This window comes from Thermococcus sp. 2319x1 (assembly GCF_001484685.1).
Lineage (GTDB): Archaea > Methanobacteriota_B > Thermococci > Thermococcales > Thermococcaceae > Thermococcus_A.
The window spans coordinates 305669-331205 of sequence record NZ_CP012200.1; the positions used below are offsets into that span (position 1 = coordinate 305669).

The 25537-nt window shown below is 42.5% G+C and carries 27 protein-coding genes and 1 pseudogene; 21 read left to right on the forward strand and 7 right to left on the reverse strand.

Features of this window, described 5'->3' with window-relative positions:
• Positions 1 to 38: 38 nt before the first annotated feature.
• Genes ADU37_RS01685 through rnhB form a run of 3 tightly spaced genes read left to right on the forward strand, consistent with a single transcriptional unit; the run spans position 39 to position 2318 of the window.
• Positions 39 to 821 carry a metal ABC transporter ATP-binding protein gene (locus ADU37_RS01685; protein ID WP_058945990.1) on the forward strand — a complete coding sequence of 261 codons (783 nt, stop codon included), beginning with the start codon at positions 39 to 41 and terminating at the stop codon, positions 819 to 821.
• Positions 818 to 1639 (forward strand): metal ABC transporter permease, encoded by an 822-nt coding sequence (locus ADU37_RS01690; protein WP_058945991.1) that lies wholly within the window; start codon positions 818 to 820, stop codon positions 1637 to 1639. The genes ADU37_RS01685 and ADU37_RS01690 overlap by 4 nt, the downstream gene beginning before the upstream one ends.
• 4 nt (positions 1640 to 1643) lie before the next feature.
• Positions 1644 to 2318, forward strand: a complete 675-nt coding sequence (rnhB, locus tag ADU37_RS01695; RefSeq protein ID WP_058945992.1) for a ribonuclease HII — start codon at positions 1644 to 1646, stop codon at positions 2316 to 2318.
• Here the strand turns inward: rnhB and ADU37_RS01700 are convergent.
• On the reverse strand, positions 2290 to 3837 hold the full coding sequence (locus ADU37_RS01700) for a phospholipid carrier-dependent glycosyltransferase (protein ID WP_058945993.1): 1548 nt from the start codon (positions 3835 to 3837) through the stop codon (positions 2290 to 2292). The two genes, rnhB and ADU37_RS01700, sit on opposite strands and share 29 nt — an antisense overlap.
• 88 nt (positions 3838 to 3925) lie before the next feature.
• Here ADU37_RS01700 and ADU37_RS01705 point away from each other — a divergent pair, with 88 nt between their 5' ends.
• Positions 3926 to 5071: a 50S ribosomal protein L11 methyltransferase gene (locus ADU37_RS01705; RefSeq protein ID WP_058945994.1), complete on the forward strand. Its 1146-nt coding sequence runs from the start codon at positions 3926 to 3928 to the stop codon at positions 5069 to 5071.
• On the opposite strand, the gene ADU37_RS01710 is transcribed toward ADU37_RS01705, so the two are convergent.
• On the reverse strand, positions 5068 to 5271 hold the full coding sequence (locus tag ADU37_RS01710) for a PCNA-inhibitor (protein WP_058945995.1): 204 nt from the start codon (positions 5269 to 5271) through the stop codon (positions 5068 to 5070). The two genes, ADU37_RS01705 and ADU37_RS01710, sit on opposite strands and share 4 nt — an antisense overlap.
• A 254-nt stretch (positions 5272 to 5525) precedes the next feature.
• On the opposite strand from ADU37_RS01710, the gene glmS reads away from it, so the two are divergent.
• The 5 genes from glmS to ADU37_RS01735 all read left to right on the forward strand — a co-directional run bounded on the left by glmS (position 5526) and on the right by ADU37_RS01735 (position 11168).
• Complete coding sequence (gene glmS, locus ADU37_RS01715) at positions 5526 to 7331, forward strand: glutamine--fructose-6-phosphate transaminase (isomerizing) (RefSeq protein WP_058945996.1); 1806 nt, start codon at positions 5526 to 5528, stop codon at positions 7329 to 7331.
• Between the two features lie 10 nt (positions 7332 to 7341).
• The gene (locus tag ADU37_RS01720; RefSeq protein WP_058945997.1) at positions 7342 to 10200 is read left to right on the forward strand and encodes a glycosyltransferase family 39 protein; all 2859 of its coding nucleotides are present in this window, start codon (positions 7342 to 7344) and stop codon (positions 10198 to 10200) included.
• Between the two features lie 109 nt (positions 10201 to 10309).
• Complete coding sequence (gene rpl7ae, locus ADU37_RS01725; RefSeq protein ID WP_004067237.1) at positions 10310 to 10681, forward strand: 50S ribosomal protein L7Ae; 372 nt, start codon at positions 10310 to 10312, stop codon at positions 10679 to 10681.
• 68 nt (positions 10682 to 10749) lie between these two features.
• On the forward strand, positions 10750 to 10962 hold the full coding sequence (locus tag ADU37_RS01730) for a 30S ribosomal protein S28e (RefSeq protein ID WP_058945998.1): 213 nt from the start codon (positions 10750 to 10752) through the stop codon (positions 10960 to 10962).
• A 5-nt stretch (positions 10963 to 10967) separates the two neighbouring features.
• Positions 10968 to 11168 carry a 50S ribosomal protein L24e gene (locus ADU37_RS01735; protein ID WP_004067239.1) on the forward strand — a complete coding sequence of 67 codons (201 nt, stop codon included), beginning with the start codon at positions 10968 to 10970 and terminating at the stop codon, positions 11166 to 11168.
• 66 nt (positions 11169 to 11234) lie between these two features.
• On the opposite strand, the gene dnaG is transcribed toward ADU37_RS01735, so the two are convergent.
• Positions 11235 to 12629, reverse strand: a complete 1395-nt coding sequence (dnaG, locus tag ADU37_RS01740) for a DNA primase DnaG (RefSeq protein WP_058945999.1) — start codon at positions 12627 to 12629, stop codon at positions 11235 to 11237.
• Positions 12630 to 12635: 6 nt separating this feature from the next.
• Positions 12636 to 13032 (reverse strand): annotated as a pseudogene (locus ADU37_RS01745) (toprim domain-containing protein); the annotation flags it as partial.
• A 284-nt stretch (positions 13033 to 13316) separates the two neighbouring features.
• Here ADU37_RS01745 and trmBL2 point away from each other — a divergent pair.
• Complete coding sequence (gene trmBL2, locus ADU37_RS01750) at positions 13317 to 14111, forward strand: HTH-type transcriptional regulator TrmBL2 (protein WP_058946000.1); 795 nt, start codon at positions 13317 to 13319, stop codon at positions 14109 to 14111.
• Here the strand turns inward: trmBL2 and ADU37_RS01755 are convergent.
• From ADU37_RS01755 to ADU37_RS01765, 3 genes are read right to left on the reverse strand one after another with little or no spacing between them, the layout of a single operon-like run.
• Entirely contained in the window at positions 14108 to 14317 is a 210-nt protein-coding gene (locus ADU37_RS01755) for a helix-turn-helix domain-containing protein (protein ID WP_058946001.1), read from the reverse strand. The genes trmBL2 and ADU37_RS01755 overlap by 4 nt on opposite strands.
• Positions 14314 to 14634: an Sjogren's syndrome/scleroderma autoantigen 1 family protein gene (locus tag ADU37_RS01760; protein WP_058946002.1), complete on the reverse strand. Its 321-nt coding sequence runs from the start codon at positions 14632 to 14634 to the stop codon at positions 14314 to 14316. The genes ADU37_RS01755 and ADU37_RS01760 overlap by 4 nt, the downstream gene beginning before the upstream one ends.
• Before the next feature lies 1 nt (position 14635).
• Complete coding sequence (locus ADU37_RS01765) at positions 14636 to 15364, reverse strand: arginase family protein (protein WP_058946003.1); 729 nt, start codon at positions 15362 to 15364, stop codon at positions 14636 to 14638.
• 128 nt (positions 15365 to 15492) lie between these two features.
• Here ADU37_RS01765 and hxlAB point away from each other — a divergent pair, with 128 nt between their 5' ends.
• The 11 genes from hxlAB (at position 15493) to truD (ending at position 25531) form a co-directional block, all read left to right on the forward strand.
• On the forward strand, positions 15493 to 16713 hold the full coding sequence (gene hxlAB / locus ADU37_RS01770) for a bifunctional 3-hexulose-6-phosphate synthase/6-phospho-3-hexuloisomerase (protein WP_058946004.1): 1221 nt from the start codon (positions 15493 to 15495) through the stop codon (positions 16711 to 16713).
• Between the two features lie 5 nt (positions 16714 to 16718).
• On the forward strand, positions 16719 to 17474 hold the full coding sequence (locus tag ADU37_RS01775) for a hypothetical protein (RefSeq protein WP_058946005.1): 756 nt from the start codon (positions 16719 to 16721) through the stop codon (positions 17472 to 17474).
• 1 nt (position 17475) lies between these two features.
• Complete coding sequence (locus tag ADU37_RS01780; protein ID WP_058946006.1) at positions 17476 to 18120, forward strand: TIGR02253 family HAD-type hydrolase; 645 nt, start codon at positions 17476 to 17478, stop codon at positions 18118 to 18120.
• Positions 18117 to 18296 (forward strand): hypothetical protein, encoded by a 180-nt coding sequence (locus ADU37_RS01785; protein WP_058946007.1) that lies wholly within the window; start codon positions 18117 to 18119, stop codon positions 18294 to 18296. The genes ADU37_RS01780 and ADU37_RS01785 overlap by 4 nt, the downstream gene beginning before the upstream one ends.
• Positions 18297 to 18299: 3 nt before the next feature.
• A complete protein-coding gene (locus tag ADU37_RS01790; protein ID WP_058946008.1) occupies positions 18300 to 19115 on the forward strand; it encodes a DUF4392 domain-containing protein in 816 nt (271 codons plus the stop codon).
• Positions 19116 to 19120: 5 nt separating this feature from the next.
• Positions 19121 to 19735 (forward strand): HD domain-containing protein, encoded by a 615-nt coding sequence (locus ADU37_RS01795; protein WP_058946009.1) that lies wholly within the window; start codon positions 19121 to 19123, stop codon positions 19733 to 19735.
• Between the two features lie 125 nt (positions 19736 to 19860).
• Positions 19861 to 20370: a KH domain-containing protein gene (locus ADU37_RS01800; RefSeq protein WP_058946010.1), complete on the forward strand. Its 510-nt coding sequence runs from the start codon at positions 19861 to 19863 to the stop codon at positions 20368 to 20370.
• A 24-nt stretch (positions 20371 to 20394) separates the two neighbouring features.
• A complete protein-coding gene (gene aspS / locus ADU37_RS01805; RefSeq protein ID WP_058946011.1) occupies positions 20395 to 21711 on the forward strand; it encodes an aspartate--tRNA(Asn) ligase in 1317 nt (438 codons plus the stop codon).
• Between the two features lie 61 nt (positions 21712 to 21772).
• Entirely contained in the window at positions 21773 to 23842 is a 2070-nt protein-coding gene (locus tag ADU37_RS01810; protein ID WP_058947601.1) for a hypothetical protein, read from the forward strand.
• A gap of 57 nt (positions 23843 to 23899) precedes the next feature.
• Positions 23900 to 24256 (forward strand): peptidyl-tRNA hydrolase Pth2, encoded by a 357-nt coding sequence (gene pth2 / locus ADU37_RS01815; protein ID WP_058946012.1) that lies wholly within the window; start codon positions 23900 to 23902, stop codon positions 24254 to 24256.
• Between the two features lie 9 nt (positions 24257 to 24265).
• Positions 24266 to 25531 (forward strand): tRNA pseudouridine(13) synthase TruD, encoded by a 1266-nt coding sequence (gene truD, locus ADU37_RS01820; protein WP_058946013.1) that lies wholly within the window; start codon positions 24266 to 24268, stop codon positions 25529 to 25531.
• Positions 25532 to 25537: the final 6 nt, after the last annotated feature.

Sequence of the window (25537 nt, forward strand, 5' to 3'; positions counted from 1 at the left end):
TTTTAAATTTTTTAGGAAACCCTAATTGTGGTGAGAAATTGATACTGGCTGAAAACCTAACGATTTACTACGACAACTATAAAGCAGTTGAGGATATAACCTTCAAGCTGGATAGTGGGGAGACTCTTCTTTTGCTGGGTCCAAATGGTGCTGGAAAAACAAGCCTTCTTAGAACAATTGCAGGGCTTCATAAATCCTATGAAGGCAAGCTTCTTGTTTTTGGAAAACCTCCTACTGAAGTGAAGGATTCAATCTCATATGTTCCCCAGAGTCATTCTTTAAACGAACGTGTGCCTTTGAAGGCTATTGAAGTAGTTGCAATGGGGGCCCTTTACAAAAAGGGTCTCATTCACTTCAATATTCCAAAATCAATCCTAAAAGAAGCTGAAGAAGCTTTGGACTTTGTGGGGCTTGGAGAGATAAAAAACAAAAGGTTTGCAGAGCTTAGCGGTGGACAAAAGCAGAGGGTTCTATTGGCCAGAGCACTCGTTTCAAAACCCCAACTTCTCCTTTTGGATGAGCCGTTATCGGCTCTTGACCCAAGTGCGAGAGTGGAGGTGGTTTCAGTCCTTGCAAAAATAAAGCGGGAAATGGGATTGACAATGATAATAACCACCCATGACCCAAATCCCCTAACGGAAATAGGTGACAAGGTAATGCTCATCAATAAAAGGCTTATAGCCTTTGGAACTCCGGAAGAAGTGCTGAGGGATGAAATTATCACCAAAGTCTACGGGCCCCTGTCCAAAGCGGTTAAAGTAGGGGAGAGAATGTACTGCTTTATAGGAGACGTTCACCTTCACGGGAGGGGAAAAGTTTGATCCCCGAGTACTTGCTCAGGGCCCTCTTAGGTGGGGTAATGGTCAGCGTTTTACTGGGTATGCTGAGTCCCCTGATAAACATGAAGGGGTTAGCTTTTCTTACCCACGCAACCTTCCACTCCCTGCTCTTTGGGGCTGTTTTAGGGATGATACTCGGGCTGATATTTTCAAACTTTTCTCTGGTTCTGTGGGTGGCTCTAATAATCACTATTTTTGTTGTTATCTTAATAGCTCTCCTCGAAGATAGGGGGTTCAGCAGTGACACTGCAATAGGAGTAATAGCGAGCTTTATAGCTGGCTCTACTGTACTGGCTTTTGGAGTTCTGTATAGGGTTATGGCGAATAGACCCTACTTTGCCCTCTCCCAAAGCATAGTATCCTATTTAACGGGGGAGCTTTTTCTGATAACGCTTAACGACTTGACGTTTTTGGTCTTGGGGGGTGCCTTGATATTCTTTGTGATGCTTGCATTTTACCGTGATTTCCTATACGTCAGCTTCGATGCTGAGGGACTTGAGACCTACTCCGGAAATGCAAAGTTTTATCTCACTTTGCTCTACGCTCTCGTGGGCGCTACTGGTGCGTTAATAGTTAGAACCGTTGGCTTGATAACCCTTCAGGTTGTGGCGGTTTTGCCGGGTACAATAGCCATGATGCTCAGCAATGACTTGAGAAAGATTCTTGGAATAAGCTTGGGTTTAACTCTCTTAGTGCAGGTACTCTCGATAGTGCTGGCTTACTTAACAGACATCCCTCCAAGCGGAATAGCTACTATAATGCTGGGGATTGTCTATGGGTTCTTAGTCTTGAGGAGGTAGAAATATGAAGCTGGGGGGAATAGATGAAGCTGGAAGAGGACCTGTTATAGGACCTCTTGTAATTGCGGCGGTTGTTGTCGATGAATCCCGTATGCAGGAGCTTGAAGCTTTGGGGGTTAAAGATTCAAAAAAGCTAACGCCAAGAAGAAGAGAAGAACTCTTTGAGGAGATTTTAGGGATGGTTGACGATTATGTCATCCTCCAGATTTCCCCGGAGGAGATAGACAGCAGAGATGGGACGATGAACGAGCTTGAAATTGAAAACTTTGTCAGAGCGTTGAACTCCCTTAAAGTTAAGCCTGACGTGCTCTACATAGATGCGGCTGACGTCAAGGAGAAGCGCTTTGGCGACATTATAGGTGAAAGACTTTCCTTCTCTCCGAAGATAATCGCCGAACATAAGGCAGATTCAAAGTATATTCCAGTGGCTGCTGCATCAATACTGGCTAAAGTTACCCGTGACAGGGCAATAGAGAAGCTCAAGGAGGTTTATGGGGAGATAGGCTCAGGATATCCAAGTGATCCAATTACAAGGAGGTTTCTGGAGGAGTATTACAAGGCTCATGGGGAATTCCCCCCAATAGTGAGGAAAAGCTGGGAGACCCTTAGAAAGATAGAAGAAAAACTAAAAGCTAAAAAGACTCAGTCCACTATCTTGGACTTCTTAAAAAAGCCTTAACCCTTTCGAAGGTTTCCCTTACCCACGTTGAGATGCCCCTCATCCACTCCCAGTACATTCTGATAGACCTCTCGAAGTACTCCCACTTTATTATGTCGTATGCCATTACTCCAAGTGTCACCGCTCCCGGAGGAACTAACGGAGTGGCATAAAAGCTGAACTGGGTTTTTCCACCTAAAATCCACTGGAGGGCATAAAACGCTATTGTGCTCCAGAATATCCCAAAAGGCACCAAAAGCTTTCTTCTTCTTGTCGCAGCATAGGGAATTGCGAATATAAACACTACCATGGAGAGCATCAAAATTGGGTCCGTTGCCGCGAAGATATCTGGGGTGTAGTGAAAGGGAAATGGCTTAAGGCTTAGGAACCACTCCCAGAAAGGTGAATTCGCTGGATGATCTCCCTTGTAACTGAGATGCCATCCAAAGCTTCCAATGAACTCAGAAAGCCATGGGAAAAAGCCTATTGCCTTTATTATCGTAATCTGAGGTAGCAAAAATCCGAAGGCGGGTAAAATAAGTGCCGAGAGCGGAATCTCCCTAATCCTAATTTTATCCCTTAAGAGTTTTATTAGCAAAACTGGGTAGGGAAAGGCACCGTTTAATTTTGTGGCTGCAGCGAGGCCTATGGAAATACCGCTCGAATTGTATTTCTCAGAAATCAAGAAGTACATGAAAACCGCAGTGAAGAACGCCACGTGTATATCAAGCATTGCAGCAAGGGACGTTGCGTGAAGAAGGGGATCAAAGGCAGAAAATATTAACGCTATGAAAGCTGCGAGATAACTCCTTGAGATTTTATACGCAGCTAAGAAGACGAGGATGTTTATTATAGCGTGTTCTATCAGCCCCGGCAAACGCCAGAAGATAGGCTTATCCTCTATCAGCATTCCAAGCATTATTATATCCTTCCCCAAAAATGGATGCTCCGTGTTCAGGTAGTTTTGGATGTTCTCCTTATCAGGATAGCGGAAACCCTTTACGATTTCAACCCCTTCTATGCTTTTGACTTCTTCTATGAAGGCTTTGAGGTTTTCGCGGGGGATTTCATAGTAAACGCCGTCAAAATTGGAATAGGGTCTGTAATAAGTATAGTTGTATTTTCTCGCTATCGTTTCAATTTTAAACTTGGTCTCATCAAAATCAGAGGCTTGGGTTTTGTTTAAGGGTATGAATTCTACTCTTATTCCCAACTTTGAGAGAATTGCTGGCGTTTGAAGGTTTACGTTTCTCGTATAAGGTCTTGTGAATTCAAATCCAAAAGCAGAGACTTTCACGTGTCCCTTAATAATTTCTCCGCTTGCAATTATGTTTACCCCTTCTGAATTCGTTGTATCGTTTACATAGTGGAGTTCAACCCCAAGCTTGTGGAGAACGTTCCTGGCTGCTGGGATGTACCATACCTCATCCCCAATGTAATCATGGAGTTCTAGGCTTGAGGCTTTTTCATATGAGTACCAGAAGGTTCCGATTATTATCGCGACCACTGCCACAAAGTAAAGTTTTTTTCGAAGGCTCATACTACTCCCACCAAATTTTGTTTAACATCTTTAAATTCTTTCCCGTAAACCTTTAAAAATTGAACGAAAATGGAACAACGGTGAGAGAATGGAAGAGATGGAAGCGCTTATTGAGCAGACTGTTGAGATGATAAAGCGAGGTCTGGACGAGAGAAAAATACGGGCGAGACTCCCGAAAGAGAATGCTGACGAGATAATCGAGATAGCGAGGGCAAGGATAAGGGCAAAGGATAAGTTCTCAAGAACCGATCTGTGGATGGACTTGGAAGGTCTTAGGTACGCCACTCACGAAGTTGTGGCTGAATATAGGGCAAAGAGAGTCAAACCAAAAAGCATAGCAGATGTGAGCTGTGGAGTTGGAATCCAGCTGATATTCTTCGCGAAATATGCAGAAAAAGCCTATGCTATAGACATCGATGAGAAAAAGCTCTTCTACGCAATGAAAAATGCCGAGAAGTATGGTGTTAAAGATAAGATAACCTTCATTCATGGGAACAGCTTAAGTAAGGAAGTTGTTGATCAGATAGATGCTGATGTAGTATTCTCCGATCCCGCAAGACCTCCGGAGATGCCTGAAAGAAGGCTTGAGGATCTTCTCCCGAGTCCTCTTGAAGTTTATGAAGCTTATAAGCACAAAACCGATGCTTTTATCTTTGATCTCCCACCTCAGATAAGGAGAGAAAAAGTCCCGTGGAGAGGTGAATTTGAGTACATTGATTTATATGGAACACTCAACAGGCTGACTTTCTATTTTGAGCCCTTGGCTAAGGCAGAGCGCTCTGCAGTTATGCTGCCTAAAGGGGTTAGACTTGAAAGCAACCCCAATCTTGAAAACATCGTCGAGTGGAGTGGAGAAGTTAAAGATTATTTGTATGAAATTCCGCAGAGCATTGACTATGCTGAGTTAATAAACGAGCTCTTCCATGCCGTAAAGGGCAACTTATGGATGCTCATTCGGGAAAAACGCAGAGCAGTTGCAACGAGTGATGAAGAACTTAACAGCGAATACTTCAAGAGACGCTACATCGTAAGAAGTGTTCTCGACTTCCATCCAGTGAGGATAAACGAGTTTTTAAAGAGGGAAGGATATGGCAGGGTTACCCTAAAGATTTCAATTCCTGAGAAGGAATACTGGCAGTTCAGGAGAAGAGTCGAGCAGGACTTAAGGGGAGAGAAGAGGGTTTACCTATTCAAATTCAAAGACAAAGCGATAATAGCTGAGCCCCTCGATTAATCCTCCTGAATCTCGACTATTTTTGCTCTCTGTATCCTTTTTGAGCCGATGCGAAGGGCTTTAAAATAGTTTATGTGCTCATCGGGTAAAAAATTGTCCAGTTTGGTTGATTTGAGTCTCCTTTTCTTGGAGGTTTTGGCTTTATTTTCGCCCCTTATTTTAATGGAACCGTTTATGAATTCATCCAGCGTTTTATCCATTAGCCCACCCAAGATATTAGGGTCGCTTTAAATATATAGATTTTTTGGAAGCCTCTCTTGTTTTACCTCCTTTTTTCTGGAGTTTAGTTATTTTCAGAATCCTCAAAAACCAAAAGAAAGTGTTTTGAACAATATCTCAAAAGAAACACCAAAAGAGAGTGGAAAACACAACGGTTGCATTAAGGGTTTTATGGAAATCCTTTTAATTGGTTTGAACCATTACGATTTACAGTACAAAGAGCGGAGGCAGCGCAATGTGCGGTATAATCGGGTATATTGGAGACAGGGAAGCCGCTGAAATTTTAGTGGAAGGTCTTAAAAGATTGGAATACAGAGGATATGATTCGGTTGGGATTGTAACGGAAAAAGGAGAGCTTTTTATAAAAAAGGGAGCCGGGAAAATAGATGAGCTTAAAGAAAAGCTTAAACTTCACGAAATGCCCGGCAACAGGGGAATTGGGCACACGAGATGGGCAACGCATGGGATTCCTAACGATATCAACGCCCATCCCCATACCGATTGTACTGGAAAAATAGCGGTTGTTCACAATGGAATAATTGAAAACTACCTTGAGCTTAGAAGCGAGCTTGAGAAAAAAGGCCACACGTTCAAGAGCGACACTGATACAGAGGTGATAGCGCATCTAATTGAAGAAGCTTTAAAGGATTCATCTACCTTCGAAGGTGCCCTCCGCAAGGCGTTGTTGAAGCTTAGAGGCTCGTTTGCCCTTGGCATAATGTATGCTGAGGATAAGGAACGTCTATATTTTGTGAGAAATGAAAGCCCGCTCGTCCTTGGAATCGGAAACGGGGAGATGTTTGCTGCCTCCGATATTCCTGCATTTTTACCTTACACGAATAAAGTTGTGTTTCTTGATGATGGAGAGTATGCAGTGGTTAGCAAAGATGCATTTACGGTGAAAGACCTTGGGACAGGAAAAGAAAAGAAAAAAGAAATCCACGAGATTAATTGGACTCTTGAAATGGCTGAAAAGCAGGGTTACCCGCACTTCATGCTTAAGGAAATCCATGAACAGCCAAAGGCTGTAAAGGAAGCAATTTACGGCAACTTGGAAACAATAGATAAAGTTGCTGAGGAGATAGCCAAATACGAGAAGATATTTGTCGTGGCTATGGGGACTTCTTATCATGCAGGAATTGCCGCGAAATACCTCTTCCAAAGACTGGCGAACAAGCCCGTCCTTGTTGAAGAAGCGAGTGAGTTTAGGTATGAGTTTGAGAACATAGTTGACGAGAATTCCCTCGTAATCGCCATTACTCAGAGCGGGGAAACTGCCGACACTCTGGCGGCAATAAGATTGGCTAAAAAGAAGGGTGCAAAAGTTCTAAGCATTGTTAACGTTGTTGGGAGCATGGCTACCAGGCTGAGCGACCTTGTAGTATACACCCATGCAGGTCCGGAAATAGGGGTAGCGGCAACAAAAACCTATACAACCCAGCTTACCGTTTTGACAATGCTTGCAATAGCACTAGCCAAGGTACTCAATACAGTTGATGAAGATTACCTTAAGAAACTCAAAGCTGAGCTTTTGGAGCTTCCGAGGTACATTGAGGCTGTGCTTGGATATGAGAACAAGATAAAATCCCTTGCTGAGGAGCTAATAGACAGGAGAGATTTCTTCTACATAGGACGGGGGATAAGCGTTGCAACAGCTCTTGAGGGTGCTCTAAAGCTTAAGGAAATCAGCTATATCCATGCGGAGGGTCTTTCTGCCGGAGAACTTAAGCACGGCCCCCTAGCTCTGATTGAAGAAGGTGTTCCAGTCGTTGCCATTTCCCCAAGCGGAAAGACGTTTGATAAGATGGTCTCCAATATACAGGAAGTCAACGCAAGAAAGGGATTTGTAATCAGCTTGGGAGACAATGAAGAGCTGGAAAAAGTTAGCAAAGTCTTTTTGAAGATGCCAAAAATAGATGAGCTTTTAAGTCCTATAGTGTATATAGTACCACTCCAACTGCTTGCCTATCACTTGGCTGTGTTGAGGGGTAACGATCCCGACAAGCCGAGAAATCTGGCGAAATCTGTAACCGTAGAGTGAGGTGGTATAAATGGTTAAAACAAAAGTTAAGGAAAAACCAAAAACCGAGAGTGAAAAGCCTTCCTCTTTAGATTTTTCAAAAATCAGGCTTTACCTTTTCCCCATAGTGGTTGTGATCGTTGCTTTTATTGGCTACAAGATTAGAGCAGCAACTGGGCAAACAAAATACTTCATAGACCCAGATACCTTCTATCATTTTGAAATATACAAGCTCGCGATAAAGGAGTGGGTTCCCAAGTATTACCCCTTGGCAGATGCTCCATTTGGTTCTCTCATTGGGGAACCCCTTGGTTTGTACATAATTCCGGCTTTACTCTATAAGCTCCTCTCTGCATTTGGGTTTGAAGTGATAAAGGTCTTCAAGATGTGGCCCCCCCTTGTTGGATTTTTCAGCATAATTGGAGTGTACTTCCTAGGGAGAAAGCTCCATTCAGAATGGGCAGGACTTTGGGCGGCTTTGGTGATGATGTTCTCAGTTGCCCACTGGACAAGAACCTTCTCGGGAAACGCCAGAGGAGATGGACCGTTTTTGATGTTCTTCATCTACGCAGTTCTGTTCATGTTCTACTACCTCGAAGCCACAGAGGTCAGGAGAAAATCACTTTTTGGCGCTTTATTTGTGCTCTTTGGAGTTTTGATGCTCTCGGTATGGAACGGCTCCCCATTTGGTCTTATGGTTCTCTTGGGCTTTGCAAGCCTGTACGTGATTGTATCATTTATTTTCGGAAAAGTTGAGGGGGTAAAGAGGTTTGCCATGGAATTTTATCCAGCCTACCTGGGGATATTGCTCGTTGGCTACGCATTGACTCCAAGTGGAATTGTAAGGGTTGGAGGGCACATAAAGTTCGCCTTTGAAGTTTTCCTTGGACTGGCACTACTCACGACGATAATGCTCTACGGTGGGGGATACCTAAATTACTCCGACAGAAAACATAGGTTTGGAGTTGTTGCAGTGATAGTACTCTTGGGCTTTGCTGGAGCTTATCTTTACGTTGGCCCCAAGCTCTTTTCCCTTATGAGTGGAGCATACCAATCCACTCAAGTTTATGAAACTGTTCAAGAGCTTGCAAAGACGGAATGGAACGATATACAGAGGTATTACTCGGTCAAGGGAACCGATGGGATAATCTTTCTCCTCTCACTTGTCGGAATTGCAATAGTTGCGTTTAGATTTTTGAAAACCTTAAACCAAGACAAAGTCGATGCAAAGAATTTGTTCCTTCTGATCTTTTACGGGCTTTCAGTATATCTCATGTGGACAGCGGTGAGGTTTTTGTTCCTTGCTTCAGGCGCAGTTTTGCTAACCTTTGGAATTCTCGTGGGGGAGCTCTTTAAAATAGTGGAGAATATGCAGGAAAAGGTTTCAACAAAAGCTCTCTATGCTTTCTTGCTGGTCCTCCTCTTCATTCCGATTCCAATAGTGGGAGCAAACACTACCTACAACTCTGCAAAGGTTAGCGGTGAAGCTGTAAGCCCGAGCTGGGAAGAAACCCTTAAGTGGCTTAGAGAAAACACAAACGAATACGATACGGCAACTTCCTGGTGGGACTACGGTTACTGGATTGAAAGCTCTCTCCTTGGAAACAGGAGGGCAAGTGCGGACGGTGGTCATGCCAGAGATAGGGATTACATAATAGCACGCTTTTTGGCAAACGATGGCAGCAAAAGTGAGGTTGACTTCGAGAGCTGGCAGCTTAACTATTTTATTGCTTGGATTCAAGACTGGGCCAAGTTCAATGCTATAAGCTACCTTGGAGGAGCTATAACAAGAACTGAAAGAGACAGATCTGGGATGATTATTCCTTTTACTCAAAAAATAGATGATAACGCTTTTTACAGTCCATATGGCATTCAGCTTCAGATAGTGGAACAAGGAGGACAGAAAAAGGCGATAATCGTAGCGGGTAACCAACAGGGAGAGCCAGTGCAGGCAATAATCATGCAAACCGGGGAAGTCATAAACGGAAAGGGAGACTTTCCATATGCAGCTTATGTCTTCCCCAACTATGCAGTGGCAGTTTACTACAAAGTTGCAGCAAGCAACTTCCTAAAGCTTGCGTTTGGTATACCCATCAGCTCTGAAGCGGATTTTGCACAAAAGTTGCTCTCAAACTTTAGGCTTGTAAAAAATACCGGAGATCTGGCAACCTATGAATTTGTTCCATTTGGGGTGTATAGAATTGAAGTTTACAAGAATGATACATGGACATCAGTGTCAAAGCTTATTCCCGGGGAATACAAGGCTAAGCTCTACATATCAGCATTTGGAAGAGACGTTAAAGATGCCACCATAAAGCTCAGGGCTTACAATGGAGATAAGCTCATAAGTGAGCAGATTATAGCGCAAAACGTTAACATCGATCATTTAAACGAGACGCCGGTAGAAGTTAGTCTCAAAGTCCCAAACGCTACAAAGTATCAGCTTGTCCTTGTGCAGAAAGGTCCCGTTGGAGCTCTTACAGAAGCTCCAAAATTAAATGGCAGGCTTGTCAGTCCAATAAAAGTTTTAAACGATGGCCAAAGTGGAGAGCTTGAGTTAAGGGCCGGGTTCAGAAAAGACTACTCCAACTTGGAGCTTTACCTTAGGGCTACAGTTATATATCTTATCAGAACCGAGGGAGAGAACAGAGACGATCCAAAAGCCGCATTTGAGCCTCACATGGATATAATCCATTATGAAAAAATTGCCGGTGGCTTGAGTACATCAAACAGAGAGCTTCATTTCAAAGGTCAAGCAAGCTTTCCAGAAGTTATTCAGCCTTATATAGAGAAGCTCAAGAACGAATACGGAGATAAGGTAGAAATAATGGGGGTAAGGGTCGAACCGGTGTTTATAGCAGACAAAGAATACATAATATACGAGGGGTGATTCTTGCTACTCTTCTCATTTTTGCTATTTTGGAAGGAAAGATTTAAAAAGCAAGCATCCTTCCCTAACTTGATGACTCGATGAACGATGAAGTTTGGAGGGATGTGAAATGGCAAAGCCAAGTTACGTGAAGTTTGAGGTTCCAAAGGAGCTTGCCGAGAAAGCCCTTGAGGCTGTTGAGATTGCAAGAGATACTGGAAGAATTAGAAAGGGTACAAACGAGACAACAAAAGCCGTTGAGAGGGGCCAGGCAAAGCTTGTAATAATCGCTGAAGATGTTGACCCGGAAGAAATCGTTGCTCACCTGCCACCCCTCTGTGAGGAGAAGGAGATTCCCTATATCTATGTTCCAAGCAAAAAAGAACTTGGTGCTGCCGCTGGCATTGAAGTTCCAGCTGCAAGTGTTGCTATAATCGAGCCGGGTAAGGCTCGTGAACTCGTTGAGGAAATTGCTATGAAGGTAAGGGAGCTCGCCAAGTGAGCTCCCTTTTCCTCACTCTCATAACTAGGCGAGCTTTCATGATTATAATTGAATTAGAGGTGTGAGAGATGTCAGATGAGGCATACCCTGCAGAGGTCATCGAAATTGTAGGAAGGACTGGAGTTACCGGCGAGGTTACTCAAGTAAAGGTTCGCGTTCTTGAAGGAATGGACAAGGGTAGGGTAATTAGAAGAAACGTTAAGGGGCCAGTCAGGATTGGCGACATAGTCATCCTCAGAGAGACAGAAAGGGAAGCAAGAGAGATCAAAGCAAAAAGGTGATGTAAATGGCAAGATGGAACGTCTGCTCATATTGCGGAAAAGAGTTCGAGCCAGGAACGGGAAAGATGTACGTTAGAAACGATGGGAGAGTCTATTTCTTCTGCTCAAGAAAATGCGAAAGGTACTTCTTTATGGGTAGGAATCCAAGAAAGCTCAAATGGACAAAAGCCTTTGAAGAAGCGAGGCTCCAGAGAGCCAAAAAGTGACTCTTTTTATTTTTTAACCTTCGTCGGAAGTTTTGAGCAAGATTATTAAAAAAGATAAAGAAACTTTCACTCTGCAAAGGTTATTATTTTAAGATCAACAGGCCTTCTAACCACATTGCTCTTTCTTGCTCCGATTAGGTACTTGATTCCCTTCTCACTCACCATATCTATTAACCTCTGAGTTATGATTCCGTTAAATATTATTGTGTGTACATTTTCTTTGTCGTTTAGAGAGGTGAGTAGATCCCTTACCGGTATCTCCGCGATTACGTTCTTGTTTTCATCTAAGAGAATTGCTGTGAGGTCTTTTTTCACTTTTTCAATCCACTCTTTAAATTCATCAAGCTCAAGAACTTTAGGCGGCTGTATTGGCTTTACGAACTTTTCTTCTCTTGCTGGGGATATCACTTCAACTTTTGTCTCTCTTGTGGTTTCTATTTGGGGTTCAACGGCTTTTTCCATCTTTGGCTCTACATGTTGGGGCTGATTAGCCGTTTGGTGTTCTTTCTCCTTGACAAGTTCGTAGAAACTCTTTCCTTTAGCAAAGAGCTCGTTTATAACCTGCTCTGCTGGAACTTTGCTCCTTAATGCCTTTATTATCTCTTTCTTTGTCAGCTCCTCGACCTCTTTTCCTTCTGGAGCTCTGGCCACATAGTCAATGTCCGCAACTTGAAGGAGTTCCTTAAGTATGAGCTCTCCTCCCCTATCACCATCGGTAAATGCGGTTACAATTCTCTCCTTGCTGAGTTTTATTATCGTCTCTGGCACTGAAGTTCCTTCAACGGCTATGGCGTTTTTGATTCCATGTTTTAGAAGGTTAAGCACATCCGCCCTTCCTTCAACGACGATTATTGAATCTGAAAACGGCACATGTGGGCCAGCCGGGAGTTTTTCTGGACCATACTCAATAAGCTCCTTAGCCCTAACCTCCTTTTTAACTTCTTCAGTAATCTCTTGTGTTTCTGGAATTTCTTCCTCCATAAGGGTCTCAAGTATCTCTTTAGCTCTCTCTATGATGTATTTTCTCTTCGTTGCCCTGACGTCCTCGATCCTTATTACTCTAATCTTGGCCTCGGAAGGCCCTATTCTGTCTATTGTTTCTAGGGCGGCTGCCAGTATTGCCGTTTCTACCCTATCCAAGCTGGAGGGTATTGTTATTGTTCCATAACTTTTTCCAGCTCTTGTGTTAACGTCAACCTTTATCCTTCCTATCCTTCCAGTTTTTTGAAGCTCCCTTAAGTCCAGGTCATCTCCAAGTAAACCTTCAGTCTGCCCAAAAATAGCACCTACAACATCTGGCCTCTCAACAATTCCATTTGCTTCAAATTCTGCGTGGATTACATATTTGGTGGTTCCAAAATCATCCTTTGCAGCCATGTTATCACCTTCTATTCCTTTCTTTTTTAACATTCTTTGCTTTTCAAGCAAAATCTGCTGGATTGTAGTCTTTTTTCTCTTCAATCCGTACCCCTCCTTTTGGGGGTCAGAAACGGAGATTCCTAACACGGGTATAGAGGGAATACAAGTCTTCAATGCCCTTAATGTCTTTTTTTGCTATTTTCTTGAGCTCTTTTCGTGTTTCTGTGTCTACCTTACATTTGTACCCTTCCAAATATCGGGTTAGTTTTTTTGCAAGTTCTTCACCCTTTCTGTCGAAATCTGTCAATATCATGACATTATGATAGTGAGAGGCTATTAGAGCAATCTCCGCCAGTGGTAAGCGGGAAAGTCTGATTATCTCCGTTTCGACCCCCAATTTTCGTAGGGCCACCTCGTCTCGCATTCCCTCTACGAGGATAACACCCTCAAACTCTCGCAGTTTGTCTATAAGTTGTTCGAATCTTTTATAATTTTCGGCGTACATATTGCCGTCATGATGATGAGGGTTCGATAGTGTTATAAAGTTTTGGGAAAATAAAAACTCCATAAAGTGTCCACTTTGTTTGAAAATCACTGCCCATAACAAGAGTATGTGTAAATGTATGTTACATGTTCTGTTGTGTATTTTTAACCATTTTAATAGTAACAAAACTGCATATTTATGCATTCAAAATAAAATTACACTTAGAAAAAGTGCAACTAAAATTAATAAGAAAAAATTTATATAGGTCTTTGGCTATTGTTATAAAGTAGAAGAGGTGATGGAAGATGGTGAAAGAAAGAATGGTAGAACTTTTGCAAGAACACTTTGAGCTGAATTTATACGAAGCCAGAGCATATGTTGCACTAGTTGGCTTCGGAGTTCTTACACCAGCAGAGCTTGCAAGTGTTTCCGAAGTACCAGCTCCAAGAACTTACGACGTTTTAAGGAGTTTGGAAAAGAAGGGGTTTGCATTAAGCCAGCCCGGAAAAGCCAACAAGTACAGACCAGTGCACCCAAAAAACGTTCTTGAAAAGTTTATTGAGGACTGGCAGGTCAGAGTAAAAGAAGAGCTTGAGGCCAAGAAGAAGGCCAAGGAAGAGCTGTTAGAACTCATGACACCGCTAATAGAAACAGAGGTTCCTAAATACGGAGTAGAGAGAGTCTGGGTGGTCAGAGGTATTAAGAACTCCACTCTCAAGACTCAGGAAATGCTTGAAGAAGTTGAAAAGGAAATACTGCTGGCAGACAATGGTTACGTTGCAGTGAACCTCGATGAAGAAATAGCAAAAGCCGCCGATAGGGGAGTTAATGTAAAAATAATAGTATCCAAACAAGTTCTCCCAAGAATTGAGACATCAAAGATAATGGACTACTACAAAGAAGGAAAGCTTGAGCTTAAAGTACTTGACAAAATAGAGCTCCCCATGCTAATCTGTGACGAGGAAGTGTTCTTTGCTTTGGAGGACTTGGCTGCTAGATACTTCAACTACGAAACCCAAGTGTGGATAAAGGACTTTAGAGTGGTTGAACTCTTTAAAGGAAAGTTCAATGAATATTGGGAAAAAGCAGAGAAAGCTTAAATGTATTTAAATTCTTCCTCTTCCTTGCTTTTTTCTTTCAACTTCCAAAAGACTTTTCCATCTCTTTCAATGCTTTCTACCTTCCCCTGCTCCAGAAGTCTAAGCAAGAATCTCCTGGTCTCAGCTAGGCTTAAACCACTCTCTTTTGCAATTTCTTCTGTTGTCATTTCCCTTGTTAAGGTATTCAAAATCCTCAGATGTTTCATTTTATCTCCTCCATTTTCCTATATTTTTCCAGCAGCTCCAATATCATTTTCATAACTTCCAGGTGCTTTTTTAACTCCTCTATATCATCCGGGAGTTGGTTTGCCAGTAGTCTTAGCTTTTCTATAAGACTCTCTTCGATACCCTTTAGTTCGACTCTTTCCTCCCTTTTTCTGTGCTCACAAATTGGACAAAAAACCTTTCCGTTCAGTTCAAAAAGAGGAGAACCGCATCTTGGACAATGCTTGTCAAGCATCTTTGCTCCAGATAAGAGGAGTGGAGTTATTATCTCTCTAATCTCCTTATCACTTAGTGCCATTTCACTCACCCACAAGAGCCGTGTAAACTTCTATCAAAGCCTTCTTTCCGAGTTTTGATCTCTTTATCCTATCTGAGATTTCCGCTATGTCACATGCTATTATTTTGAAGTTTTTCTTAATTTCATCTATAAGTTCCAACAGCTCCTCCAAGGTAAGCTCCCCATGTTGAAATCTGGCAATTTTGTATTCGGGCTTTAAAACGTCCATATCAACTGTCAGGTAGACCTCTTCCCCAAGGTATTTCCGCGTATCGGCAATTATCTCATCTATTGAAGACGTTTTTAGACTCCTGTATGCCTTCCATTCCCCCCTTATTTTTCTGGTTCTTGGGAGTGCTGGGAAGATTTTAGCTCTTCTCGTCCATAAACTCGTTCCCCCAGTGGTGGGTATCATCAATACAGATCCAATAACCGCCGCTCTGTTCACCACTTTTTCTTCCAGGGCATAAGCGAGCCATGAACCATGGTCAAGGTAATCATGCATTAAGTCGGTATGAGCGTCAATACTTATTATAGAAGGCGGCTTTATCCTTTTGATTACCCCATACGTTGCTAAATGCTCCCCAATAATGTAGCATTTATCCAGGGGTACTCTGTCTGCGAGGAGCTCTACATTGTTCGATTCAACAATCATAAACTCCCCTATTAATTTGTTCTTTTTTAGCAAGTCTATGGTGTACATAACCCCCTCTTTATTGGGCTTCTCTCCGAAAGGGATAAATGTAACCATTTCTTTCCCCGGAGCTATTTCAGACTCATCCCTTTTAAATTTATAGCTTAGTCTTTGATTGCAGGTGAGTTAAAGTTAAAAGCACCCAATTTGATGTTAATTTGAAGATCATTGGGGGGTAAGTCAAGATGATCCTGCAGGTAGCTCTTGATTTAACTGATATCGAGCAGGCGATTTCTATAGCAGAGAAAGCCGCTCGTGGTGGAGCTCACTGGCTTGAAGTGGGGACTCCTTTGATAAAGAAGGAAGGCATGAGAGCAGTAGAGCTGATGAAAAGAAGATTCCCTGATAGAAAAATCGTGGCGGATTTAAAAACAATGGATACTGGGGCACTTGAAGTTGAAATGGCAGCAAGACACGGTGCCGATGTTGTTTCAATACTTGGAGTTGCGGATGACAAGACGATAAAAGATGCAGTGATGGTTGCAAGAAAGTATGGAATAAAGGTGATGGCTGATTTAATCGGGGTTAAGGATAAGGTAGAAAGGGCTAAAGAACTTGAAAAAATGGGTGTGCACTACATTTTAGTTCACACGGGAATAGACGAGCAAGCTCAAGGGAAAAACCCTCTGGAAGATTTAGAAAAAGTTGTAAAGGCCGTAAAAGTTCCAGTTGCTGTTGCTGGAGGCTTAAATCTAGAGACAATTCCAAAGGTTATTGAGGCGGGAGCCACTATTATTATCGTTGGTGGGGCAATAACAAAGGCAAAGGACCCCGAAGAAGTCACTCGGAAAATACTTGATCTGTTCTGGGGAGAGTATATGGCTACCATAAAAAAAGCAATTAAAGACATTCTCGAACACATAAACATGGTTGCCGATTCCTTAAAGCTCGAGCAAGTTAGGGGAATGATAGATGCCATGATAGGTGCCAATAAAATCTTCATCTACGGTGCCGGAAGGAGCGGTTTGGTTGGAAAGGCCTTTGCAATGCGCTTGATGCATCTTGACTTTGACGTCTACGTGGTTGGTGAAACGATCACCCCCGCTTTTGAGAGGGGAGATCTGCTAATCGCCATTAGCGGAAGTGGTGAAACAAGAACTATAGTGGATGCAGCTGAAATCGCAAAGAAGCAGGGAGGAAAAGTTGTTGCTATAACATCTTATAAAGACTCAACCCTTGGAAGACTTGCGGATGTCGTAGTAGAAATCCCGGGGAGGACAAAAACGGACATTCCAACGGATTATATTGCAAGGCAAATGCTCACCGAATACAAGTGGATTGCCCCAATGGGAACGCTGTTTGAAGACTCAACGATGCTGTTTTTGGACGGTATTATAGCACTACTAATGGCGACATTCCAAAAAACCGAAAAAGACATGAAGAGAAAACATGCAACCTTAGAGTGATACACATGGCTTCTTTTCCCCATATTTTTGTTGGGATTGGAAATAATGGAGGCAAAGTTGTTCAAAACATCGATATAGAAGGGGCTCCAAAGATCGTGATAAATCCGACATATTATCTACTTGGAAAAGCATCTTTTCGTCAAAAAATTAGGAATTTGTTCTGGAATGTCCCGGATGATGCAATTTTGTGGTTTATACTTGAAAATAAACCAACAAACATCGAAATCATGCAGGTTATTCTTGAATATGTACCAAGAAAACCCCTCAAGTTGGCTTATATCCTCACCCCTCAGAAGGAGCTTGTTAATGAAGAAAAGCCCCAATGGGCAGAGGACTTTGATACAGTATTTTATGACTCATTGTGGGAATTCTTAGATGAATACACATCCTCTTCACTCGAGTCTGCATTTCAAATGGCTACAAAAAATATTGGGTTGATGTTCACTAGGCTCCACTATTACTTGGAAAATCAAATGCTTGTGAATGTTGACTACGCCGATTTCTTTAATATGGTAGAAGGAAACAACATAGGCATACTCCGCCTTTTAAAGAAGGTTGATTTCGACTGGCACTGGGGGATATGGGATAGAGGCCTGGTAAACATTTTAGTGGGTGAGAAAGTCCCGCTGAGTTATGCCCATAAAATACTCCATACGTTTCAAGGTCTCTTAAAAGAGAAAGACATAATATGGGGGATAAAAATGGAGGAGGGTTTGGAGGAGCAGGTGGAAATCCTCTCACTTCTAGTTAAGAGGTGGTAAAATGGATGCAATATTCTTTGACATCGATGAAACCCTCTTAAGTGAAAGAGCACTTGTGATGCTCTTTCTTCCCCAAGTTTATGAGAGGCTCTCAAAGAAGCTGGGAATCTCAAGAGGGGATGCAAGATTAAAATTCCTTAGAGAGCTCTCTGAGAAAAGGGATAAATATGAATGGCACGACTGGAACTTCTTTTTCGAGAGCTTCGGGTTGGATTTTAAATACGAGGACCTCTTGAAGGCATATCCCCACAAGATCCGCGTTTTTCCTGATGTGAAGCCGACTCTGGAATGGCTAAAAGAGGAGGGATATAGGCTCGGTGTAATAACAAGTGGTCCAGAATATCAGAAGCTAAAACTAAGGATAGCAAGGCTTGATAAGTACTTTGATGTGATTGTTACTAGGGAAGATGTAAAAACTGTAAAGCCTGACCCTAAAATATTTTTATATGCCTGCGAAAAATTAAATGTAGAGCCTGAAAATGCCATGATGATTGGGGACAATCTGCACCAAGATGTCTATGGAGCAAAAAATGTTGGAATGCTTGCAGTATGGATCAATAGGGAGGGGTTGGAGGATTATAACTTTGCAGACTTTGAAATTAGGAGCCTTCACCAGTTGAGAAAAATCTTGGGGGGTTTAGGATGAGGGAGATATTCAATAGGGAGGGAATTTTTGTAGAATATAAAGAAAAAATTGTGGAACTTGAGAATGGTGATAAATTAACACACAGGCAAGAATCTCCAACTGAACTGTGGTGGCTCCTCAAAGAGGCAATAAAGGGCAAAAAAGTCAAAATCATAGTGTATGAAATCGAGGAATGAAAGATGATAGGGCATCTAATAAACACCGACATCTATGGGAGGAATGTTTTAAAGCTTTATCTTGAATATCGCAGGGAGAACTTTGATTTTTTGAGAGAAGCTACTTCCTTATTTTTAGATAATCTCGACAGAGTTTTGATTGTTTCATGTTTTCCAATTCCACCAATGCAGATAGCTGAAACGGATGGTCCACCGGGGGCTTTGGCAATTTACAGAACTGTTGAAAAGTTGGGAGGGAAAGCCGAGATATTGACATGTAAAAAGATTCAAGGGGCTCTGAGAGGTTTTAAAGTTAATTTTGCAAAGAATCCTGCCATTGAAGATTATTCCCTTTTGATAAGTGTTGAAACCCCGGGAAGAGCCAAGGATGGAAAGTATTACTCAATGAGTGCTTTGGAAATAGATGTGCCCCCTTTTGATGAGCTGTTCTTAAAATCTAAAGAGCTTGGCATTCCCACAATTGGAATTGGGGATGGGGGAAATGAAATAGGGATGGGGAATATAAGGGATTTAGTCTGCAAACACATAAAATTTGGAGAGAAGATAGGTAGCGTTGTTGAAGTTGATTCTTTAGTTCTTTCTGCGGTGTCTAACTGGGGGGCTTATGGGTTAATCGCTCAGGCATCTATTGATCTTGGGAAAAACATGATAGCTGGTTGGGAGAAGGAGGAGGAAAAGATTTTGAGGGCTTTGGTTTCTTCGGGGATTATAGATGGAGTTACCAAGAAACCCGAGCTCAGTGTTGACGGCATCCCCCTTAAAGTTCACAAAAGCTTTTTAACTCTACTTAATTCAATTGTTGAGAATAAAATCGGGTGAAGGATATGAAGCTTGAGGAATACATAGAAGACAAGGAGAGTATAGAACTTATCAAAAAGGCCGAAGAATTAGCTAGGAATTTCTTTGAGCGAGAGGGAACACATGGATTTTCTCACGTGAAAAGGGTCTTCAACCTCTGCCTGCATATTGGCAAAGCAGAGGGAGCAGATCTGGAAGTTTTGGCTTTAGCTGCTCTGCTTCACGATGTTGCCAGGCCTCTGGAGGATAAAGGAATTGTTGAAGACCACGCTAAGGAAAGTGCAAAGATTGCCCGTAGGTTTTTAACGTCCCTTAAGTATCAGAAAGTTGATGAAGTTGTTCACGCAATTGAGGCACATAGGTTCTCAAGGCCTCCGGAGCCTAAAACGCTTGAAGCAAAAATCCTCAGTGATGCGGATAAGCTTGACGCAATAGGAGCTATAGGGGTTGCGAGGGTTTTCATGTATTCGGGAGAGCACGGGAGGGATATAGAAACTTCCATAAAGCACTTTGAAGAGAAAATACTAAAGCTTAAGGATTTAATGCATACAAAGACCGCAAAGAAATTAGCTGAAGAGCGGCACAAGTTTGTGGAAGAGTTTATTGAAAGGCTCCTTAAGGAGATCGAAGGGGAGCTTTAGGGGCTAATATCGGCTTAGGTTTTCTTAATTTTGACTCTTTTGTTAGCGGGATAAGGTTTTTAAATAACATCTGCAAAAGAGTGTTAGCTTATGTTCATTTTTGCAAATAACTGGGAGGTGAGCTGATGAAAGCGCCAATCTGTGAGGTGTGTTTAAAAACGGAGGACATTTTGTGCCCGGCAGATGAAAAGAAACTTCAAGAGGGGTTGATTTCTGAACTTGATGTTAAGATTTCAAGGATGCTCTTTAAACTTTTGGGCGACGCTGACGTTGAGTTTAAAAAAGCTGTTGAGGCCGGGGATTTGGTAGTAATAATGGTCGGAGAAGGAAACGTCCCCCTTGTTATCGGAAAGGGCGGCAAAAATATTAAGCTTCTTATGAGAGAGCTTGGAAAGAGGGTTAGAGTTATCGAGGGCAGGGAAATTAAAGGCACCGATGACCTCAAGAAACTTGCCACAGACCTTTTATATCCTGCGGGAGTCTTTGGAGTTAACGTTGTCTATGCCCCACATGGACAGTACTACAAAGTGCTTGTGATAAGGAAGGACAAGCAGAAGCTTCCCGAGAGGCAGGAGATTTTGGAGGATATCCTTTCAAAGATAGCCGGTACCGATGTTAAGATATCTTTCATCTGATTTCTAATTTTTGGAGGTTTAAGCATGTACCGAACCCATTATTCGAGCCAAATAACCGAGGAGCTACACGGGAAGAAAGTGAAAGTTGCGGGATGGGTTTATGAGGTCAAGGATCTCGGTGGAATAAAGTTTCTTTGGCTGAGGGACAGGGAGGGCATAGTTCAAGTTACGGCTCCAAAAAAGAAGGTCAGTGAAGAAATTTTCACCCTCATCCCAAAGCTTAACGGTGAGGATGTAGTTGCCGTTGAGGGCGTTGTCAACTTTACCCCTAAGGCCAAGCTTGGGTTTGAGATTATCCCAGAAAAAATCGAAGTCCTAGCAAAAGCCGAGTCTCCCCTTCCTTTAGACCCTACGGGCAAGGTTAAGGCCGAGCTTGACACGAGGCTTGACAACAGGTTTATCGATCTGAGGAAGCCCGAGGTCATGGCAATATTCAAAATACGCTCAAGTGTTTTTAGGGCGGTTAGAGAGTTCTTTTATCAAGAGGGATTCATTGAGATTCACACACCCAAAATAATAGCCACCGCCACAGAAGGTGGCACAGAGCTCTTTCCCATGAAGTATTTTGAAAGAGATGCATTTTTAGCCCAGTCCCCACAGCTTTACAAGCAGATCATGATGGCCTCCGGACTGGACAGAGTGTTTGAGATAGCCCCCATCTTCAGAGCTGAGGAACATAACACAACCAGGCACTTAAACGAAGCTTGGAGCATTGATGCTGAAATGGCCTTCATAGAAAACGAGGACGAGGTCATGCAACTCCTTGAAAGGCTTGTTGCCTATGCAATTAATTACGTTAGAGAGCACAACGAGAAAGAGCTCAAGATTCTAAACTTTGAGCTTGAAGAACCAAAGCTTCCCTTTAGAAGGGTTACATATACGCAAGCCCTCGAAATACTTAAAGACCTTGGAAAAGAAATCCCCTGGGGAGAGGACATCGATACAGAAGGGGAAAAGCTGCTGGGACAATATATCAAAGAGACCTATGATGAGGATCTCTACTTTATCTACCAATACCCGAGTGAAGCAAAGCCCTTCTACATAATGAAATACGATGATAAGCCAGAAATCTCAAGGGCATTTGACCTGGAGTATAGGGGTGTGGAGATAACCTCTGGAGGTCAGAGAGAACACCGCTATGAAAAACTAAAGGCCCAAATTGCAGAGAAAGGCTTGAATGTGGAAAGCTTTGAGTTCTATCTTAAAGCATTCCGCTACGGTATGCCGCCTCACGGGGGATTTGGTCTCGGGGCAGAGAGGTTGCTCAAGCAGATGCTTAACTTGAGCAATATCCGAGAAGTTATACTATTCCCAAGGGACAGAAGAAGGTTGGAACCATAAGAGCTTTATATCATTTTGTCTTTTTATGATTTTAGGAAACAATTTGCTGGAGGAGAAAATGATGAGAAAAGTCGCCATACTCATTGTTGGAGTATTGATTTTGTCCGTTGTACCCCTTGTAAAATCAGCGGTGCCCTCAACTGCCCAAGTAACCCTAATAGAGCTTGGCCTTGGAGATTCAGTAATTTTTGGCAACTATGAAATCAAGTTTGCGGATGTTAATCCTTCCTGGACTAAGGTGAACATACACATCTATGAAAAAGGCAAAACTACACCCAGTGTCACCCCTGTACTCGGGGTTGGGGAGAGTTATCCATTCCCTACTGAGAACAATCCGCTATTTTATGTCAAAATTGCCTGGATAAAGTCGGATGCAAAGACAATATATCTTAGAATTGAGTCTCCCCTAAAAAAACTGGAAAGCAAGACCCTAAGTGAAGGAGAAACCTATCAATTGCCCCCTTGGCTGCCGGAGATCAAGATAAAAGTGGTGGAAGCAGATGATACCAGTGCTAAGTTCGAGATAATCCTCCCCTATGAGACCATCACCCAGCCTATCGAAGAGGGCAATGGATATGGTGTTCCCTATAAACTCACCGAGATTTCAGGGAAAACGATATCTTACCACCCATACCTCTATATATATCTCAAGAGTTCCACAAACAACGGGGATGTCAATTTTGATATATACATTCCGGAGTATGCAACAACTTCACTTCAGGTAAAGAGAGCACAGGTTAGCGAAGAGACACCCCAACAAGTAGTTGCCGAGCCTACGGAACTTATCTACAACGACATCCTTTATGTTGGGGAAATATTGACCTTTAGTATTAACCAAACTACTTACAAACTGAGACTCAACTCTGTCGGATATTATTATTCAAGCTTTAGCGTCTTTGATGAGAACAACACACCAATAAAGACGTTTACCGTGAAAGAAGACTCAGGATATCAGTTATCCCAGGTGCCCATCAGAGTAGAGATTCTTCCGACCATTGAAGATTTGGACTATAATCGCACAAAAGTTAGATTGTATGCTCCTGAAGGTTCTGAAGTTCAGCCAATTGTTAGAGAAGCAAACATAAAAGTTGAATTAAGCGTCAGCACGACCAGTATTCTACTCGATGGAGATGAACTTATAGTATTTGTCAACGTTGAAAATCAAGGAAGAGGCAAGGCGTTTGATGTTAACGTTGTTGCCCCGATACCAAGCGGCTTTGAGCTCAGAAGCGGAATTGGAACCTGGAGCCTAAAAATGCTCGATGCCTTCACAAAAATGCCGGTTTTGGTTTACACCCTAAAACCCACTCAGGTGGGGAGTTATAAGCTTGATACAGTAAACGTTCAGTATTACAATGAAGCAGGAGAAAGGAAGGTCGTAAAATCAAATACAATCAATCAGATCATCGTTTATGGCTTGCCAAAACTCTCTTTGAGTGGAGAAGCCTTCAACGGAACTTGGAGCTCTTATGTCCACACACAAGAAAAGACCGTCAAGCTTAAGTTTACAGTCTCTGCCGAAGGTAAAGATGCAAAATACGAGTTCATAAGGAATGCCACGATTAAATTACTTCTCCCGGACAGCCTCGATGGGGAGACGGAGCTTTTTATTGGGGATCTTAAAGCCAGAGAAACCAAAACTTTAGAAAGTGAGTATGCAATCTTAAAGCCGGATAATGCCATAATAAGTGCAATGCTAGTTTACCAAGATCCCTTGGGCAAGTGGCATGAAGAGAACTTTGGAAACCTTGTGATAGTGAATTCCCTCCCACCTGCAGTGGAGATTAAGGAAGTCAAGGTTTACCCATCTCCAGAGGAGCTTCCGCAATACGTGAACTCGACATTGGCAAAGTTGGACAACAAAACAAGGGAAGCGCTTGCGGAGAAGCTCAATAACATAACCATTTCCTATCTACCGCCATCAGAAAAAGGCATCAACTGGTGGCCGATCTTGACCGTCCTCTTCCTTGTAGCTTCGGCGCTCTTGGCTTACGGCTACATAGATCTCAAATCCAAATACGAGAAAGCCCTTAAAGAGCTTGGAAGGAGGAAGAGAAGACCCGGAGGGCTTCCAAAGAAAGAGGAGACATTAAAAGTCGAAGAAAAGGCTGTTGAAGAGACACAAACTTGAACTTCTTCTTCTTAAACCTTTATATATCCTTTTTGTTTGTTATTCTTGGGATGGGAGATGTTCAAGTACAAGCAAGTTATGGTAGTTAGAGCAGATTTAAAGCTCAGTAAGGGCAAATTAGCAGTTCAAGTGGCTCATGGGGCAGTTACAGCAGCTTTTAAAGCTTACAAAGAAAAGCCAGAATGGTTTAAAGCCTGGTTCAACGAGGGGCAGAAGAAAGTTGTCGTAAAGGCGGAGAACGAAAGAGAGCTTTTTGAGCTAAAGGCTCAAGCAGAGAATCTAGGGATTCCAACGGCATTAATAAGGGATGCGGGCTTAACGGAGGTTCCGCCGGGGACGATAACGTGTTTGGCAATTGGTCCAGCACCGGAGGAGATAGTTGATAAGGTTACTGGAAACCTAAAACTTGTGTGAGTGATGAAAATGGACTATAAGGAATTTTTTAGTCATTTCAAATATTTAAGCTCGTCTCCGGGAATAGGGGGAAGAATTAAAACCTGCCCGGAAGATTTTATAGTGAAGGAAAAAATTCCAAAGAGCATTTTTAAAGGGGATAATTGCTTGATATACCTCCTCAAAAAACGAAACTGGGAAACAATGGCTGCTATAAAGGAAATAGCCAAGAGAATTGGTATAGATTACAAGCAGATTGGATTTGCTGGCACCAAGGATAGGCATGCGGTAACTTATCAGTACATCAGCATCTGCACTGAAAACTCGGAAGAAATAAAAAAGCGTCTTGACTCTTTAGAGATTTCGGACATTTCATTGGAGTTTGCGGGATATGGGAAAAGGCTAAAACTTGGCATGCTTCTCGGGAATTATTTCCAGATAACCGTGAGAGACATCAATCCTGACACCGCTCTGGAACGTACTAAGGACATTTTGGCAGAGTTAAAAGTCAAAGGGGGCTTTCCAAATTATTTTGGCTATCAGCGTTTTGGTGAGAAAAGGGTCATCAATCATGAGGTGGGAAAGCTTCTGCTGAAGGGAAATTTTGAAGAAGCAGCGTTTAAGTTTTTGGGGGAATATACAGGTGATATGATGGGCGATGAAGCAAGAAAGAACTTTTTGGAAAGTGGCGATGTTGAAAAAGCTCTGGAAGAGTTTCCCAACTTTTTAAGGTATGAACGGGCCATGCTCTATAAGTATAAAGAGACAAAAAGCTGGAAAAAAGCCTTTGCAGTTCTTCCAAGGCCAATAGTGAGGATATTCATCCACTCCTATCAGTCTTATCTCTTTAACAAAGTGCTCTCGAGGAGAATCGAGGAAGGATTACCTCTTAATGAAGCACTACCTGGGGATGTTGTCTGTCAGGTAAAAAGGGGGCTCCCTATAAGGAGCAAAACGTTCAGAGTTACTGAAAGAACCCTTCGCTTCGTAAATGAAAAAATCAAAAAAGGAGAGGCAATGGTTACGGGACCTATTTTTGGATTCGCCTCGCGACTTGCCGGTGGGGAAATGGGCAGGATTGAGAGAGAAGTGCTGGAAGAGGAAGGTATAACGCTTGAGGAATTTAAAATGAAGCATCTAAAAATTTTGGCAGAGCCTGGCGGGAGAAGAGAGCTGTTAATAAAGCCCAAGAAATTCAGATATAAGGCCTTTGAAGAGGGACTTGTTTTCAGGTTTTTCTTGCCCAAAGGCGTTTATGCCACAAGTGTTTTGAGGGAAATTATGAAAGATCATTAAGGTGGG